The sequence below is a fragment of the Halanaerobium praevalens DSM 2228 genome (assembly GCF_000165465.1).
GTDB lineage: Bacteria > Bacillota > Halanaerobiia > Halanaerobiales > Halanaerobiaceae > Halanaerobium > Halanaerobium praevalens.
Window position 1 is genome coordinate 731,270 of sequence record NC_017455.1, and the last position, 17,741, is coordinate 749,010.

A 17,741-nucleotide genomic window follows, 5' to 3' on the forward strand; every position below is an offset into this window, starting at 1 on the left:
AGCGAAAACTGTGGCCTTTTAAGGCTGCAGTTTTTTGGCTAAATTTGTTTAAAAGAATAAATATGATATAATAAATAAGTAAAAGAACTAAGGAGGAGTTATAATTTGAGTCAAAAAGAAATAGAAATTGAAATTAATGATTATCAAATTGCTCAAAATTTATTTGGCCATAATGATCGGAATTTAAAAATAATCGCAGAAGTTTTAGCTGTAGAGATTAGTGGTCGAGGAAATAAAATAAAAATAAAAACTAATGAAAATAAGATAATTAAAGTCAAAAAAATTATAAAAAAATTAATTTCTTTAACAACTAAAAAAGAAGAATTTTCTCCTAAACAAATAAAATATGCAGTTGAACTATTGAAAAGAAATCCAGCTGTAGATTTGAATAAAATTTATAAAGAAGTTATTTTAGAAAATTATAAAGGCCGTAAAATAAAAGCTAAAACTATGGGCCAAAAAATATATTTAGAATCAATAAAACATCGAGATATTGTTTTTAGTATAGGACCTGCAGGTACAGGTAAAACTTATTTAGCAATGGTTATGGCTGTTAAAAGCCTTTTAAATAATGAAGTCAATCGAATAGTATTAACTAGACCTGCGATTGAAGCAGGAGAAAATTTAGGCTTTTTGCCAGGAGATATGCAGGAAAAAGTAGACCCCTATTTAAGACCCTTATATGATGCAATTTATGATATTTTAGGTCCAGAAAAATCTAAATTATACCAAGAAAAAGATATTATAGAAGTGGCCCCTTTAGCTTATATGAGAGGGAGAACACTTGATGATTCTTTTGTAATTTTGGATGAAGCTCAAAATACTACTTTAGAGCAAATGAAAATGTTTTTAACTAGAATAGGATTTAAATCAAAAGCAGTAATTACTGGAGATATCACTCAAATTGATTTACCAACTAAAAAAAATTCTGGTTTAGCTACAGTACAAAATATTTTAAAAGATATTAAAGGTATAGACTTTGTTTATTTAAGCCGTCAGGATGTAGTAAGACATGATTTAGTTAAAGAAATCATTAAGGCATATGAGAGTTATGAAAGTGGGAGCTAAAAATGAAAATCATGAAAAAATTAAGGCTTAAAATTAGAGGTTGGAGAAAAAAATATCTAGATTTTTCGAATAATACTTATAAAATAATTTGGGCTTTATTTTTCTTTGTTTTAATTTCTTTAAGTCTAAGTTTAGACTTAATTCCAAATCAAGTTGATTTAAGAGCTGGACAAGTCAGTCAAAATGATATAACAGCACCTAGAACCATAACTTTTGTTAATGAAGAAAAAACTTCTGAATTGCAAAGAGAAGCTGCAGAAACAGCACCAAGAGTTTATGAAGAAGATAGTACTGTTAAAGAGGAAGTTTTTAATAAAATTAATAATTTTTTCGAAAGTATAAACCAGAAAAGAGAGTCTTTTTATTTAAATCAAATTAGTCAAGTTGAAACTGATTCTAATCAAGAAAAAAAAGAAACTGATTCTGAAAAAGAAATCCCAGCATTTGAAAAAATTAATTTTAGTGAATCTGAAAAAAATGAAATTATTAATTTAATTAAAAAAGATCTTGATTTTGAAATAAAAGATGAGAATTTAGTATCATTAATTGTTTTATCTAAATCTGAGTTAAAGGATCTAAAAAATAAAGCAATTAATATTTTAGAACAAAAATTAGATAATAGAATATTACCTTCAGATTTAGTAGCAGTCCGAGTTGATTTAAGACAACAGGTGATGGAAATGGATTTAGCTAGAAATAAGAGGTTATTCTTAGCTGATTTAGTTGAATCAGTAATTTCTGCTAATATGTTTTTAAATCAAGAAGCTACTGCTAAGAGGAGAGAAAAAGCTGTTTCAGAAGTTGAGCCAGTAAAAAAAACAGTGCGCCAAGGAGAAATAATTGTGCGTAAGGGTGATGTTGTTACTGAGGTAGATATAAAAGTTTTGGAAAAAATAGGAATGAAAAAAAGTGGTATTAATTATTATAATATTGCTGGTCGAGTTTTAATTAGTTTCATTTTATTTTCAGTTTTAGGTTTTTATTTTTATAAGTATCAAAGAAAAATTTGGACTGATAATAGTAAACTAATTTTAATTGAACTTTTAATTTTAATTGTCGTTATTTTATCTAAAATTTTAATTTTATTTCAAAATCCCTTTGTTGATTATCTCGTTCCAACAGCTATGGCTTCAATTTTGCTAACAGTTTTGATTGGTAGTGAAACAGCTGTAATTAGTACTTTATTTATTAGCTTATTAATTGCACCTGTTTATGATATGAATTTTAATATTGTTTTAACATCATTTTTAGCTGGTTTAATTGGTATCTTTAGCGTTACAAAAGTTAAAGAACGCGGTGATATTATTCGAGCAGGTTTAAATATTAGTTTTATTTTGGCGTTTTTAATTGGGGGACTTTCTCTTTTACAGCAAAATCAAAATTTAACTTATTTAATCTGGTCAATTGGAGCAGGAATCGTGAATGGACTTTTAGTTGGAATTTTGGCTAATGGTTTACTACCTTATCTTGAAGATTTATTTGATTTAACAAGTTCTGTTAAATTATTAGAACTTTCTAATCCAAGTCAGCCAATTTTGAAAAGAATGTTAGTTGAAGCTCCAGGGACTTATCATCATAGTGTAATTGTTGGTAATTTGGCAGAAACAGCTGCTGAAGATGTTGGAGCAAATTCTTTATTAGCTAGAGCCGCAGCTTATTATCATGATATTGGAAAATTAAAGAGACCATACTTTTTTTCTGATAATCAATTTGGAGGGGAGAATCCGCATGATAAAACTTCACCTAACTTAAGTGCTTTAATAATTAAATCACATGTTAAAGATGGGGTGGAATTGGCTGAAAAAAATGGTTTGCCAGCTAAGATTATAGATATTATAAAACAACATCATGGAACAAATTTAATTTCTTATTTTTATCAGCAGGCATTGCAGACAAATAAACATGATGATATTGAAAAAAAAGATTTTCGTTATGATGGACCTAAGCCCCAAAGCAGAGAGGCAGCTATTATAATGTTAGCTGATATTACAGAAGCAGCTGTTAGATCGAAAAGGTTTAATAAAAATAATCATGATCGGATTGAAGGTTTTGTCAGAGGGCTTGTTAAAGACAAATTAATAGAAAATCAGCTTGATCAATCAAACTTAACTTTAAGTGATTTAGATACAATTGTTAAAAGTTTTGTTAAAGTTTTAACTGGTATTTATCACCAGCGAGTTGAATATCCAGAAAAACTATTACAAGAGATGAAAGGTGGTAATTAATAATGATTAATGTAGACTTTAATAATAGTCAAACAGCAGTTGAAATTGACCAAGAAATTTTAAAATTATTAGAAAAAGTAGTTGTAACTGCAGCTGAGATTGAAGGTTATAGTGGTGGTGAAGTAAGTATAGCTTTTGTAACTAAAGCAAAAATTAAAGAATTAAATAATGATTATAGAGATAAAGATTCAGTGACAGATGTACTTTCTTTTCCAATGGATGCTGAAGTGCTAGGAGATATAATTATTTCTGCTCAAATAGCTTCTGAACAGGCTCAAGAATACAAACACAGCTTGAAAAGAGAGTTAGCTTATTTAACAGTCCATGGTATGCTGCATTTATTTGGTTATGATCACCATGGTCAAGAAGAAAAAAATGAAATGAGACAAAAAGAAGAGCGTGTTTTAACTCAATTAGGTATTAGCAGAAATTAGGAATTAAAATGTGGATTTTAAAAACAATAGAAAGCTTTAATTATGCAATTGCTGGTTTTATCCATGCGATTAGAACCCAAAGAAATATGCAGTTTCATTTATTAGCTGCAACTTTTGTACTTTTTTTTAGTCTTTTTTTTGATTTAACTAGATTAGAGTTGGCTTTAGTTATAATTTCAATTGCTTTTGTTATTTTTGCTGAGCTAATAAATACGGCAGTAGAAGTGATTATTGATATTTTAACTCAAGATTATAGTTTTAAAGCAAGAATTGCTAAAAATATTAGTGCAGCTGCAGTTGTAGTTGCAGCTTTTAATTCTGTTTTTATTGCTTATTTAGTTTTTTTTAAAAGGGCACAAGAATTATCCTTAAATTTAATTTTTAATATTAGGCATGAGCCTTTGCATTTGATTTTTATCAATTTAACTTTAATTTTTATTTTAATAATAGCAATCAAGTCAATATTTATTAGTGGAACCCCACTTAAAGGTGGAGTAGCAAGTGGTCATGCAGCTATTTCAGCTTCTTCAGTTTTAATTATCTGGTTTTTAACTAATAATTTAATTGTTCTTTCTTTAACTTTATTACTTGCTTTATTAACAATCCAAAGTCGTTTAGAAGCAGATACCCATTCATTTAAGGAAATTATATTAGGAGCTTTAATTGGGATTATTTCGACACTTATAGTTTTTTATTTTTTTAGAATTTGATAACATAGTTGACTGTGGAGGAATTAATAATGTATATAGAATTATTGTTTTTGGTTATTTTAATAGTTTTATCTGCCTTTTTTTCGGGCTCAGAAACTGCTTTTATGGCTGTGAATCGGATAAAAATAAAAGAAAAAGTCCAAAGAGGAGATGAACATGCAGTTAAAGTTGATAAACTTCTTCAAGATCAAACTAGGTTATTGACTACTATTTTAATTGGTAATAACTTAGTTAATATTGCAGCTTCCTCCATAGCAACAGCTTTGTCAATTCAATTATTTGGAAGTAAAGGAGTTGGAATTGCAACAGGTGTTGTAACTATTTTAATTTTAATTTTTGGAGAAATAACACCTAAATCATTAGGGAATAACAAATCAATTGCTTACGCTAAATTAGCAGCAGTTCCTTTATATTATTTAGAGATAATTTTATCTCCTTTTATTTATCTTTTTACCAAAGTAGTAAATCTTTTTGTTAAAGATAAAAGCTTAATTTCTTCTGCTTTTTTAAGTGAAGAAGAAATTAGACGTTTTGTTAATGTTAGTCAACGTGAGGGTGTTATTAAAGAAACTGAGCAGGAAATGATTCAAAGTGTTTTTGAATTTGATGATACTCTTGTTAAAGAAATAATGATTCCTCGAATTGATATTATTTGTATTGAAAAAAATGCTTCATTAACTGAACTTATTAAGTTAGGGGTAGAAAAAGGACATTCTCGAATTCCTGTTTTTGAAGAATCTATTGATAACATAATTGGTTTGATTTATATTAAAGACTTGCTTGAACTTTTACTTGCAGAAGAAAAAGTTGTAACAATTGAAGAATTTGTAAAACCAATTTATTTTATCCCTGAAGGTAAACCAATTAACCAGTTATTATCTGAAATGAAAGAAAGAAAAGAACATATGGCAATTGTAGTTGATGAATATGGTGGAACTTCTGGTTTAATTACAATTGAAGATTTATTAGAAGAAATTGTTGGTGATATTCAAGATGAATTTGATTTAGAAAAAAGCTATATTGAGGTTATTGATGATAATAAATTATTGATTGATGGAAGAGTAAATATTGATGAGTTAAATAAATATTTACCAACTTCTTTAGTTGAAAGTGATGACTATGAAACTGTAAGTGGTTTGATTTTATATTATTTAAACCGTTTACCTGTCCAAGGAGAAAAGTTAGAATTAGACAAAATAACTTTTGTTATTGAAAGTATCATTGATAATCGAATTCGTAAAATAAAATTAATTCATGAAAACAAGTTAGATCTTAAAAACGTTGAATAATATTTAGAGGTGAGAAGATGAAATCAAAATTATTTATTTTAATGGTCTTATTAAGTATAACTTTAGTTTTTTTGACTGGTTGTGGTTTTAAAGAAAAAAGTCAAAAGCCTAAGCCTGAAGAACAAATCCAGACTCAAACTGATTTAAGCTCTCAAGAAAGAAAAGAAGAAATAGCAAGTTTAGAAGAAAAATATGAGATTGAAAGTTCAACTGAGAATCAAATTTTTGAAAATAATTATGAGGCCAGTTCACCTTTTACAGGTTTACCAACTAAAGAAGAATATTATAATCGAGCAGTAGCAGTTGCTATTGAAAACTCGCCAGCTGCTAGACCTCAAACTGGTTTAGATGAGGCAGCTGTAGTCTATGAGTTCATGTTAGAAGGGGGAATAACAAGATTTTTGGCCATTTATTGGCCTGAAATACCTGTTAAAATAGGTCCAATTAGAAGTGCCAGGCCAGCTTTAATAGAAATTGCTCGTTCATATGATGCCTTATTTCTTCATGCTGGAGCTAGCCCAGATGGTTTTCAACTTTTAGCTGATTCTAAGCTTCTTAATTTGGATCAATTATATAAGAGTAAATATTTTTGGCGGAGTAGTAAAAGAAAAGCACCCCATAATTTATATTCTGGTCAAAAACCTTTGGCAGAATATATAGCTAATTTGACTGAGAAAGAATATCCTAAACAATTTAATTTTATAACCGCTTCGATAATTAATGATTTTAAAGAGGCTCAAAATATTAAAATAGATTATTGGGGAGCTTATGATGTTCTATACAAGTATCAAAGCTTAAAAAATAATTATTTAAGATTTATTAAAAGTGATAATAATCCACATTTAAGTGAAAATGGAAAACAATTAACAGCTAAAAATATTATAGTTCAATATGTAAATACATCTACTAAAGATGATCAAGGTAGACAAGATATTGATCTTAGTTCAGGCGGTGAAATCAAGCTTTTTAGAGATGGAATTGTAATTAATGGTAGTTGGGAAAAAAGAAATAATAAGATAGTTTATTTAAATTCTAAAAATCAAAAATTAGGTATTAATCCAGGGCAAACTTGGATTCAAATTGTAGCTAAAAAGACTAAAGTTAGTTATTAATAAAAAATAGAAAAATTAACTTGAGGTGTTAATAATGAAAGAAGAGATTAAAAATAAAATGTTTAAAAAAGCTTTAGCAGTCCAAAAAAATGCTTATGTTCCTTATTCAGACTTTCCTTTAGGAGCAGCAGTTTTGACAGCAGATGGTTCTATTTATACAGGTGTTAATATTGAGAACGCTTCTTTTGGTCTAACAAATTGTGCTGAAAGATCAGCGATTTTTAGTGCTGTATCTCAAGGTAAAAGAAAAATAGAAGCTTTATTAATTGTTAGTTCAACTGAAGAACCAGTAACTCCTTGTGGGGCTTGTAGGCAGGTTATTAAAGAATTTGCAGCTGGAGATATTGAAGTTATAATGATGACAAAAAAAGGTAAAGAGCTTACTATGACAAGTAAAGAGCTTTTACCTGGAGCTTTTAGTGAGCAAGCGATGGAGAAAAACAATGAATTATAAATCAGGATTTGTTACAGTTATTGGTAGACCAAATGTTGGTAAATCAACTTTAGTTAATACTTTAATTGGTGAAAAAATAAATATTATTTCTCCAAGACCACAAACTACTAGAAATAGTATTAAGGCTATTTATACTGAAGCTGAAGGGCAAATAATATTTATTGATACTCCTGGTATTCATGAAGCTAGAAATGAGCTTGACAAATATATGCAGGGAGAAGCTTATAATAGTTTAGACGGGATCGATATAATTATTTTTATTTTAGATGGGAGCACTTATTGGGGTAAAAATGATGAGATGATTTATAAGCAACTTAAAAGTTCTAAACAAGATATAATCTATGTTATGAATAAAATAGATAAAATGTCGAATAAAGATTTGATCAAAAGGCAAAAAGAATATAGTCAAAAAGTTGGACAAGAGGTAATTCCAATTTCAGCTTTAAATAATAAAAATACAGATACTTTATTAACTGAAATATTTAATAGACTACCAGAAGGTCCACAATATTATCCAGATGATATGATAACTGATCAAATTGAAAGATTTGTTTTTGCAGAAATGATTAGAGAAAAAATATTTTATTTAACTAGAGAAGAAGTTCCTTATGGAGTTGCTGTTTTAGTTGAAGAAGTAAAAGAAAGAGATAATGATGATTATTATATTAGAGCTAATATTTATGTCGAAAAAAAATCTCATAAAGGTATAATTATTGGTAAAAATGGTAGAATGCTTAAAAAAATAGGTAGTCAAGCTAGAAAAGAAATTGAAGGTTTAATGCAGACCAAAGTCTATTTAGATCTCTGGGTTAAAGTATTAAAAGATTGGAGAGAAAAAGACAATCTCCTCAAAAGAATGGGTTATAAATAAGAGGTGATTTAAATGAATAAAAAATTAGCTGAAATAGCTCCTGCTAAATATAGCAGTTTTTATAATTTTTATTATGACAATTATCCAGCTGATGTAGCAGAGTTCTTGGAATCTTTACCTAAAGAAAAAGTTTTAGAGAGTTTAGACCAATTAAATTATGAAATTTTAGCTGAAATAATTATTTTTTTTGATAATGATTTTAAAAAGGAAATAGCAGCTAAAATATCTACTTTCAAATTAGCTGAAATATTAAGTGCAATGTATACTGATGATGCAGCTGATTTATTAAGTGTTCTAAAAGTAGGTAAAATAAAAGAAATATTAAATTTAATGAAAGCTAATAAAGCTTTAGAATTAAAAGAGCTCTTAGAATATGATGATCAAAGTGCTGGGGGAAGAATGACTACAGAATTTATTGCTTTTTATGCTGATAACTCTGTAGCAGAAGTTTTAACGAAAATTAAAGATTTAATTATTGAACCAGAAATGATATATTATATTTATGTAATTTCTAGAAACAAAAAATTATTAGGTGTTTTATCTGTAAGGCAAATTTTAGCTGCTTCTAGAAATAAAGAATTAGGGAAATTGATGAATAAAAATGTAGTTCAAGTCAATGTTAATCTTGATCAAGAAGAAGTAGCAAAGGTTTTGGCTAAATATGACCTTTTAGCAGTTCCAGTTATCAATAATTATCAACAATTAGTTGGAATCATAACAGTTGATGATATTATTGATATTATAGAAGAAGAAACAACTGAAGATTTATATAAAATGTCTGGTACGACTAATACTTATGATATCCATGGTAATTTTATGGAAGGTGTAAAAAAAAGAGTACCATGGCTTTTTATTCTTTTAATTGGAGGACTTTTATCTGGGACAGTAATCAATAGATTTGAGCAGGCTCTGGAATCTGTAGCAGTTTTAGCTATTTTCATTCCTGTTTTGATGGATATGGGAGGAAATGTAGGTACTCAATCTCTAACTATAGTAGTTAGAGCTTTAGCAACAGATGAATTAGAAAAAGAAGACTATTTAAAACATCTTTTAAATGAATTTAAATCTGGTCTGGTAATGGGGGTTCTGATTGCAGTTTCTCTGCTTTTAATTACTTTATTCTGGCAGCAAAATTTAAGTATAGCTTTTGTTGTAGGTATTTCTATGTTTACTACAATGGTAACTGCAGTTATTTTAGGAACAATAATTCCTTTTATAATTGATTATTTTGGAATAGATCCCGCTGTAGCAGCTGGTCCTTTTATTACAACTTTAATTGATATTTCTGGACTTTTTATTTATTTTAGTTTGGCAAGTTTTTTATTAGAAAAATTAGTATAAATGCAGGACTATGCTGTATTTTGTAGAATATAATTATTGACAAAGCAAAAATATAAGAATATAAGGAGTGTTTTTAAAATGGCGATTAAACCTCGTGATATGGCCAAAATGATTGATCATACAAATTTAAATCCAACTGCAACGGTAGATGATATTAAAAAACTATGTGCGGAAGCAAATGAACATGAATTTGCATCAGTGTGTATTCATCCTATTTATGTCCCTTTAGCAGCTAAGTTATTGGAAGATAGCTCGGTTAAAGTGTGTACAGTAGTAGGTTTTCCTTTAGGGGCAAGTACCACTGAAGTGAAATCTTATGAAACTCGAAATGCAATTAAAAATGGAGCTCAAGAAATTGATATGGTAATGAATATTGGAGCTTTTAAATCAGGCGCTTATGAAATTTTTAAAACTGATATTAAGTCAGTAGTTGATGCAACTAAAAAATCAGGTGTTAGTTCTGATATTATTGTAAAAGTAATTTTAGAGACCTGTTTTTTAAAAGAAGAAGAAATTGTAAAAGCTTGTGAAATCATTAAAGATGCTGGAGCAGATTTTGTTAAAACTTCTACTGGTTTTGGTGATTATGGTGCTCGAGTTGAAGATGTAGGTATTATGCGTAAAACTGTTGGTAGAGAAGTTGGTGTTAAAGCTTCAGGTGGAATTAAAAATTTCGAGCAGGCTCTAGAAATGCTTGATGCAGGAGCTAATAGGATTGGAGCTAGTTCTGGGGTTACAATTGTTACTGATGATGAAGAATAATTAGGAGTTGAATTAATTGGCTACTTTTGAGACAGAAGCCTTAGTCTTAAAACAATTTGATTTAGGTGAAGCTGACCGTTTAATTACTTTATATACTAAAGAAAAGGGCAAATTAAAAGCAGTAGCTAAAGGTGCTCGCAAAGGCAAGAAAACACGCTCAGGCTTAGTGCTTCCTTTTAGTTACCATAACTTTACTTTGTATCAAGGTAGGTCTTTAGCTAAAATAAATCATATTGAATCAATAGCAATGAACTCTAAATTAAGAGATGATTTAGATTATATGGCTTATGCTAGTGTAGTTTCAGAATATATAGAGAGGTCTGGATTAGAGGCTGAAGCTGATCAGGCTCTTTTTTCTCTACTAGCTATTATCTTAGAAAAGATGGCCCAAGCTAAAAAAAATGAGCTTTTATTTAATTTTGTTATTTTTAAGGCTAAATTACTTTTATTATTAGGAGTTAAACCAGAAATTGAAAATTGTACTGTTTGTGGTAAAAAAGTAAATCTAAAAAAAGGAGCTCCTCTTAGTGTAGAAGAAGGAGGAACAATTTGTAAAAATTGTTTTAATCAGAATGAATATTATAAGTCAACTGTTTTTTCTCTATCTGAGATGAGAGTTTTATATAAAATTATTTTTGCTGAAATTTCCCAATTGAAAAAGGCTCGGTTTTCTGATCAAACTTTAGAGAAGATTAATAAGATAACAGAAAAGTTTTTGGTTTATCACCTTGAACTAGAACCTAAATCTTTATCATTTCTATATACAATCAGGAAAATGAATAATTAATTAAATTTAAGCCTTATCCTTGCAGGATGAGGTTTTATTTTAATGAAAAATATATAAAAAGAGTACGAGAGGAAGTGTGTTTATGAATTTCCAAGAAATTATTTTTTCATTAGACAAATTTTGGAGTGAACAGGGGTGTGTAATTGAGCAGCCTTATGATATTGAGGTTGGAGCAGGTACAATGAGTCCTTCTACATTCTTGCGTTCTTTAGGAAGTGAAGCTTGGAATACTGCTTATGTTCAACCCTGCCGTCGGCCTACAGATGGCCGTTATGGAGATAACCCTTATCGATTACAAAGATATTTTCAATATCAAGTAATTATGAAACCTTCTCCAGCAAATATTCAAGAAATATATTTAGAAAGTTTAAAAGCCTTAGGTGTTGATCCTCAAAAACATGATATTCGTTTTGTAGAAGATAATTGGGAATCACCAACTTTGGGCGCTTGGGGTCTTGGTTGGGAAGTGTGGCTTGATGGAATGGAGATAACTCAATTTACTTATTTTCAACAAGTTGGAGGTTTTAAGGCTGATCCCGTAACAGTAGAAATTACTTATGGGTTAGAAAGAATAGCCATGTATTTACAAGAAGTTGAAAATGTTTATGATTTAAATTGGACTAATGGAGTTAAATATCGTGATATTTACCATCAAAATGAAGTAGAACAGTCTAAGTATAATTTTGAAATAGCTGAAATTGATCATTTGTTTGATCTATTTGATATTTATGAAGCAGAAGCAGAAAGTTCTTTAACTGCAGATCTTGCTTTAGCTGCTTATGATTATACTTTAAAATGTTCTCATACTTTTAATCTTTTAGATGCAAGAGGAGCAATTAGTGTTACAGAAAGAACTAGATTTATTAAGCGAGTTAGAAAACTAGCTCATGCATGTGCAGCTAGTTATTTAGATACAGGAGAGCAGGAGTGATAATAATGGCAAAAAATCTGATTTTTGAAGTTGGAACTGAAGAAATGCCAGCTGCTTCCATGCAGAGGTTTAGAGAAGATTATTTGCAGACAGCAGCTACTATTTTTGAAAATAATAATTTGGAATATGAAGAAATAAATGTTTATTCTACACCCCGTAGATTAGTACTTGCAATTGAAGCTTTGGCTGAAAAACAAACAGATAATAAAGAAATAGTTAGAGGACCAGCTGTAAACATTGCTTTTGATGCTGATGGTAATCCAACTAGAGCAGGAGAAGGTTTTGCTAAAGGGCAAGGTTTAGAAGTTTCTGATTTAACAAAAAAAGATGGATATTTATATGCTGAAAAGATAACTAAAGGTCAAAATACAGCAAATATTTTAGCTGGAATTTTAACTCAATTAATCAAGAATGTGCCCTTACCAAAGGCTATGCGTTGGGGTAGTGTTAAAATGGAATTTATTCGTCCTATTAAATGGTTATTGGCTTTATTTGGTTCAGAAAAAATAGAACTTGAGCTTGCAGGAATTAAAAGTTCAAATTATAGTATTGGTCACCGTTTTTTAAGTGAAGGTCATTTAGAAATAAAAGAAGCCGATGCATATTTTTCTACTTTAGAAAATGCATCTGTGATAGTCAAACAAAAGCAGAGAGAAGAAAAAATAAGAAAGCAAATTGAAAAACTGGATTTAAGTGCTTCAGCTTTGATCAAAGATTCTTTGCTGACTGAAGTAATAGATTTAATTGAATTCCCAACTGCTTTTAAGGGCAGTTTTGATTCTAGTTATTTAAAATTGCCAGCAGAAGTTTTGATTACTGCTATGGAAAAACATCAACGTTATTTTCCAGTAGTTTCTCAAAAAGGAGAATTAAAATCTGAATTTATTGGAGTTCGAGATGGGGGCTCTGATTTTATAAAAGAAGTTATCTCAGGTAATGAAATGGTTTTAAAAGGAAGGTTAGATGATGCTCAATTTTTCTTTGCTGAAGATCAAAAATATGGATTTTTAAATAGAACTGAAAATATAAAAGATATTGTATTCCAAAAAGATATAGGTAGTGTATATGAAAAAGTACAAAAACTAGAAAAAATCACTGCAAATTTGGCTGATACTTTAGCTTACACAGCAGAGACTAAAAAAATGGCTAAAAAAGCAGCTAAATTAGCTAAAAATGATTTAGCAACAGAAATGGTAAATGAGTTTTCTAATTTACAAGGTTTAATGGGTAAGGAATATGCTCTTTTAGCAGGTGAAGCAGCAGAAACCGCTACTGCTATCTTTGAACACTATTTACCACGTTTTGCTGGTGATAAACTTCCAGAAACTAAGAGTGGAACTATTTTGGCAATGGCAGAAAAATTATTCAATTTAAGTAGTCATTTTCTGCTAAATAATATTCCAAGTGGTTCTCAAGATCCTTTTGCTTTAAGAAGACAAGCTACAGGTTTAGTTCGTATTATTTTAGAAAATAAATTAGAAATTAATATAGAACAGTTAATTCATTCTTCAATGAAAATTGTAGCAATAAATTTAGAACAAATTGATTCTACAGCAGCTAAATTAAAAGAATTTATTTTGCAAAGACTTGAAAATTTATTAGCTGAAGAAAATATAAGATATGATATAATAAATGCTGTTATTAAAGTTAATAATCATAATTTATTTGACTTATATCAAAGAGCTCATAAATTAATGGAGTTTAGAAATGAAGACTCTAAATTATTTGTTGATTTAGTGAGAGGATTAGTTCGAGTTAAAAATATAAGTGAAAAAGCCGAAAATAAATTAGAGTTTGATGCAGGATTATTAGTTGAGAACGAAGAAAAGAAGTTATATAAAGATTTAAAAACTAGAAAAACTAAAATAAAAGAATTATTTAGTTCTGCTAAATATAAAAAAGGTCTTTATCTTTTAGTAGAATTAAAACCAGCCATTGATCAATTTTTAGATAATGTAATGGTTATGGTAGATGATCAAAAAATAAAGAATAATAGATTAGCTTTATTAGGAAGTATTACACCACTAGTAGCAAAAGTTATAGATATTGAAGAAATAGCTTTAGATTAAAAAATAAGGGGTGGGTAATTATGGCTAATAATAATTTAGATGTTTTTATTATTTCAGATTGTACTGGTAAGACTGCTAAGAATTTGATGGAATCAACTGCTGGTCAGTTCCCAGATTATGAATTAAAAATGAAAACATTTACTTTTGTAAGAAGTATTGAAAAAATTGAAGAAATACTTATGGAAGCAAAAGAAGTGAATGCAATAATTGCCTATACTTTCGTCAAAACTAAGATGAGAAATTTTTTAAATGAAACTGCTGAAAAATATAATTTAGAATATATTAATATGATGGAAAAACCATTAAATATTGTGGCTAAGCGACTTGGCAAGCAGCCAAAACAGCAATTTGCTTTAAAATATCAATTAGATGAAGCTTATTTTGACCGAATTGAAGCAATGGAATTTACTCTTAAATTTGATGATTTAAATGAATCTAAAGGCATTGCTGAAGCTGATATAGTATTAGTTGGGGTTTCTCGAACTTCTAAAACACCACTTTCTGTTCATTTATCTTATTTGGGTTATAAAACTGCCAATGTCCCTTTAGTTCCCGAAGTAGAAGTCCATCCTGCAGTTTTAGAAAATAACAATAATAAAGTCGTTGGGCTGACAATTGATCCTAAACTTTTAAATGGTATTAGAATTGAAAGACTAAAAAAAATGGGTTTAGGTGATGATGCTACTTATGCTGCTAAAGAAAGAATTGAAGAAGAGTTTGAGTATGCTGATTCAATAATGAAAAAAATTGGCTGTCCAATAATTGATGTAACTGATAAAAATATTGAAGAAACAGCAATTGAAGTTTTATCATATTTTAAAGATTAGGGGCTGTTAATATGTTTTCTAGAGTTGATCAAGTAAAAAATGAAAAAGATAACTTGGCAGCTGTAGCCTGTTTGAGCTCTGAAAGCAGAGGCAGAATAAAAAGAGAAAAGAATTGTGATATTCGCAGTATTTTCCAGCATGACCGAGATCGAATTATTCATTCTAAAGCTTTTCGGAGACTCAAACATAAAACACAAGTTTTTATTGCACCTGAAGGTGATCACTATAGAACTCGTTTAACACATACTTTGGAGGTCTCTCAGATTGCTAGGACTGTGGCTAGAGCCCTTAATTTAAATGAAGATTTAGTAGAGGCTATTGCCTTAGGACATGATTTAGGCCATACTCCTTTTGGTCATGCTGGAGAAACTGCTTTAACAGAAATTACTGGTTCGGAATTTAAGCACAATATTCAGAGCTTGAGGGTAGTAGATCTTTTAGAAAAAAGAAATAGTGGGAGTCGAGGCTTAAATTTAAGTCTAGAAGTTAGAGATGGTATTTTAAATCATACTGGTCCTAAAAAACCTTTTACTTTAGAAGGTCAGATTGTAAGAATAGCAGATCGAGTAGCTTATATTAATCATGATATAGATGATGCACTAAGAGCTGGAATTATAGAAACTAATGATTTGCCTAAAAATTCAATTTCAGTTTTAGGCAATACCCATTCAGAAAGAATTGATGTTATGGTTAGAGATTTAATTAATTCTAGCTGGAAGCAAAATGAAATCAAAAGATCTCCTAAAATTAAAACAGCTACTAAAGAATTAAGAAAATATCTTTTCCAAAATGTTTATATTGGTTCTGAAGGCAAAAGTGAAGAGGGAAAGGCTAAAAGATTATTAAAGTTACTTTATCAATTTTTTATGGAAAATATTGAATATATTCCAAGTGAATACTTGGAATTTGAAGAAAATAAAAAACAGGCAGTAATTGATTATATTGCTGGGATGACAGATCGCTATGCAATTAATTTAGGAAGTAAATATTTTATTCCTACACCCTGGTTTGAAAATAGAAATAATTAGATTAAAGCTTTTAACTAAATTAAGGTTTGGTGGATAAATTGGCTAGATATTCAGATGAATTTATAAATGAATTAAAAGAAAATGTTGATATTGTAGATTTAATTTCTGATTACCTAGAATTAAAAAAGACAGGTAATAGGTATAAAGGATTATGTCCTTTTCATAGTGAAAAAACTCCTTCTTTTTTTGTTAATCCAGATAATAATTTTTATCACTGTTTTGGTTGTGGAGCAGGTGGTGATTCTATTAATTTTTTAATGGAAATTGAAAATTTAACTTTTGTTGAAACAATAAAAATGTTAGCAGAGAGAAGTGGGATGGAGTTACCTAATTTAAATGATCAACAAAGAAAGCATTATAAAAAAAGAGAGCGGGTTTTTTCGGCGAATAAATTAACCGCTCAATTTTATAATTATCTTTTAACTGAAACAAATATGGGTAAAAAGGCATTTAATTATTTAAAAAAGCGCGGCTTTTCTAAAAAAGAAATTGAAGATTTCCAACTTGGTTATGCAGCTGATGAATGGCAGCTTTTAATAAATTTTTTGCAAAAAAAGGGTTTTAGTCTTGATTTACTTGAAAAAGCAGGTTTGATTAGTAAAAGTAAAAATAATTCTTATTATGATAAATTTAGAAATAGAGTTATTTTCCCAATTTTTAATAATAGGGGTGAAGTAATAGCTTTTGGTGGTAGAATATTGAAATCTGAAAAAAGTTATGGTCCCAAATATTTAAATTCACCTGAAACTCCAATTTTTAGTAAAAAGAAAAATTTATATGGGCTTCACCTAGCAAAAGAAACTATTAGAGAAAAAAATAGTTGTATTATAATGGAAGGTTATACTGATGTTATTCAGGCTCATAAAAATGGATTTAAAAATTCAATTGCTTCTTTAGGAACTGCTTTTACTAAAGAACAGGCTGAATTAATTAAAAGATATGCAGAAAATGCTTATATAGCATATGATGCTGATACAGCTGGGAATAAAGCAACTCTAAGAGGTCTGGATATCTTAAGTCAAACTGGAATTAATGTGCAAGTAATTCAATTAGAAAAAGGGAGTGATCCCGATCAGTTATTAAAAAATGAGGGTGCTTCTACCTTTAATAATTATATAGAAAATGCTGTAAATTTAATTGATTTTAAAATTGAAATGATAATTCAAAATAAAGATATTTCAGATCCTGGGATCAGAAAAAAAGTACTGCGCTCAATTGTAGAACTTTTAACTGAAGTAGAGGCGGATTTGGAAAGAGAAATTTATTTAGAAAGAGCTGCTGCTAAAACTAATTTTAAAGCAGAAGTTTTAGCCAAAGAAGTAGCAAAAGAATTAGAAAAAAAGAAAATTAAAGAGCCTAATAGAGCTAAAACTAAAAAAAGAAAGCAAAAAAAATTTGACTTATATTCTCAATTATCATATTATCAAAAAGTTGAAGAAGAAATCTTAGCTCATTTTATTAGCAATCCTGCTTTAAGAGAAAAGATAGTTAATGAAGTAACTGCTAAAGATTTTAATGGTAGAACAGCTCAATTAGCTGAATATCTTTTTCAAGGTAAAATTATTAGTAATTCAGTAAAATTAGAAAAAATTAAAGATAGCTTAGAAGCAGAGCTTTTATCTTATTGGTCAGAGATATTAGTTAAACAGGATAATTCTTTAACTGAAAATCATATTTTAGAATTAGCTTCTTATTTGAATTCTAAAAGTGTTTGTAATAACAAAGAGAAATTATGTACTTTATTGCGCAAAAAAGAGTTAAGTTTAGATAAATTGAATCGAATTTTATTGACTTTTTATAGCTTAAATTATCATATTGAAAGGAGGGACTAAA

At 28.9% G+C, this 17,741-nt stretch carries 16 protein-coding genes; all 16 read left to right on the forward strand.

The annotated features are described in order from the left end of the window. Positions 1-105 precede the first annotated feature (105 nt). On the forward strand, positions 106-1,068 hold the full coding sequence (locus tag HPRAE_RS03340) for a PhoH family protein (protein WP_014552842.1): 963 nt from the start codon (positions 106-108) through the stop codon (positions 1,066-1,068). Positions 1,069-1,070: 2 nt separating this feature from the next. Then, positions 1,071-3,293: an HD family phosphohydrolase gene (locus tag HPRAE_RS03345; RefSeq protein ID WP_014552843.1), complete on the forward strand. Its 2,223-nt coding sequence runs from the start codon at positions 1,071-1,073 to the stop codon at positions 3,291-3,293. Between the two features lie 2 nt (positions 3,294-3,295). Beyond that, positions 3,296-3,727 carry an rRNA maturation RNase YbeY gene (gene ybeY / locus HPRAE_RS03350; RefSeq protein WP_014552844.1) on the forward strand — a complete coding sequence of 144 codons (432 nt, stop codon included), beginning with the start codon at positions 3,296-3,298 and terminating at the stop codon, positions 3,725-3,727. An 8-nt stretch (positions 3,728-3,735) separates the two neighbouring features. Then, positions 3,736-4,437, forward strand: coding sequence for a diacylglycerol kinase (locus HPRAE_RS03355; protein WP_014552845.1), 702 nt, complete (start codon positions 3,736-3,738; stop codon positions 4,435-4,437). A 29-nt stretch (positions 4,438-4,466) separates the two neighbouring features. Next, positions 4,467-5,726 (forward strand): hemolysin family protein, encoded by a 1,260-nt coding sequence (locus HPRAE_RS03360; RefSeq protein WP_014552846.1) that lies wholly within the window; start codon positions 4,467-4,469, stop codon positions 5,724-5,726. Between the two features lie 17 nt (positions 5,727-5,743). Next, entirely contained in the window at positions 5,744-6,838 is a 1,095-nt protein-coding gene (locus HPRAE_RS03365; protein WP_014552847.1) for a DUF3048 domain-containing protein, read from the forward strand. A 34-nt stretch (positions 6,839-6,872) separates the two neighbouring features. Further along, positions 6,873-7,292, forward strand: coding sequence for a cytidine deaminase (locus HPRAE_RS03370; protein WP_014552848.1), 420 nt, complete (start codon positions 6,873-6,875; stop codon positions 7,290-7,292). Beyond that, complete coding sequence (gene era, locus HPRAE_RS03375; protein ID WP_014552849.1) at positions 7,282-8,163, forward strand: GTPase Era; 882 nt, start codon at positions 7,282-7,284, stop codon at positions 8,161-8,163. The genes HPRAE_RS03370 and era overlap by 11 nt, the downstream gene beginning before the upstream one ends. A 12-nt stretch (positions 8,164-8,175) precedes the next feature. After that, the gene (gene mgtE, locus HPRAE_RS03380) at positions 8,176-9,504 is read left to right on the forward strand and encodes a magnesium transporter (RefSeq protein ID WP_014552850.1); all 1,329 of its coding nucleotides are present in this window, start codon (positions 8,176-8,178) and stop codon (positions 9,502-9,504) included. 78 nt (positions 9,505-9,582) lie between these two features. Next, positions 9,583-10,266: a deoxyribose-phosphate aldolase gene (gene deoC, locus HPRAE_RS03385; RefSeq protein WP_014552851.1), complete on the forward strand. Its 684-nt coding sequence runs from the start codon at positions 9,583-9,585 to the stop codon at positions 10,264-10,266. Positions 10,267-10,282: 16 nt separating this feature from the next. Further along, complete coding sequence (gene recO / locus HPRAE_RS03390) at positions 10,283-11,053, forward strand: DNA repair protein RecO (protein WP_014552852.1); 771 nt, start codon at positions 10,283-10,285, stop codon at positions 11,051-11,053. 82 nt (positions 11,054-11,135) lie between these two features. Next, entirely contained in the window at positions 11,136-11,984 is an 849-nt protein-coding gene (locus tag HPRAE_RS03395; protein WP_014552853.1) for a glycine--tRNA ligase subunit alpha, read from the forward strand. 5 nt (positions 11,985-11,989) lie between these two features. Next, a complete protein-coding gene (glyS, locus tag HPRAE_RS03400; protein WP_014552854.1) occupies positions 11,990-14,053 on the forward strand; it encodes a glycine--tRNA ligase subunit beta in 2,064 nt (687 codons plus the stop codon). Between the two features lie 20 nt (positions 14,054-14,073). Continuing rightward, positions 14,074-14,880 (forward strand): pyruvate, water dikinase regulatory protein, encoded by an 807-nt coding sequence (locus tag HPRAE_RS03405; protein ID WP_014552855.1) that lies wholly within the window; start codon positions 14,074-14,076, stop codon positions 14,878-14,880. 11 nt (positions 14,881-14,891) lie between these two features. Next, positions 14,892-15,908 carry a deoxyguanosinetriphosphate triphosphohydrolase gene (locus HPRAE_RS03410; protein ID WP_014552856.1) on the forward strand — a complete coding sequence of 339 codons (1,017 nt, stop codon included), beginning with the start codon at positions 14,892-14,894 and terminating at the stop codon, positions 15,906-15,908. A 29-nt stretch (positions 15,909-15,937) separates the two neighbouring features. Beyond that, entirely contained in the window at positions 15,938-17,740 is a 1,803-nt protein-coding gene (gene dnaG / locus HPRAE_RS03415; RefSeq protein WP_245528279.1) for a DNA primase, read from the forward strand. The last annotated feature ends 1 nt before the right edge of the window (position 17,741 follow it).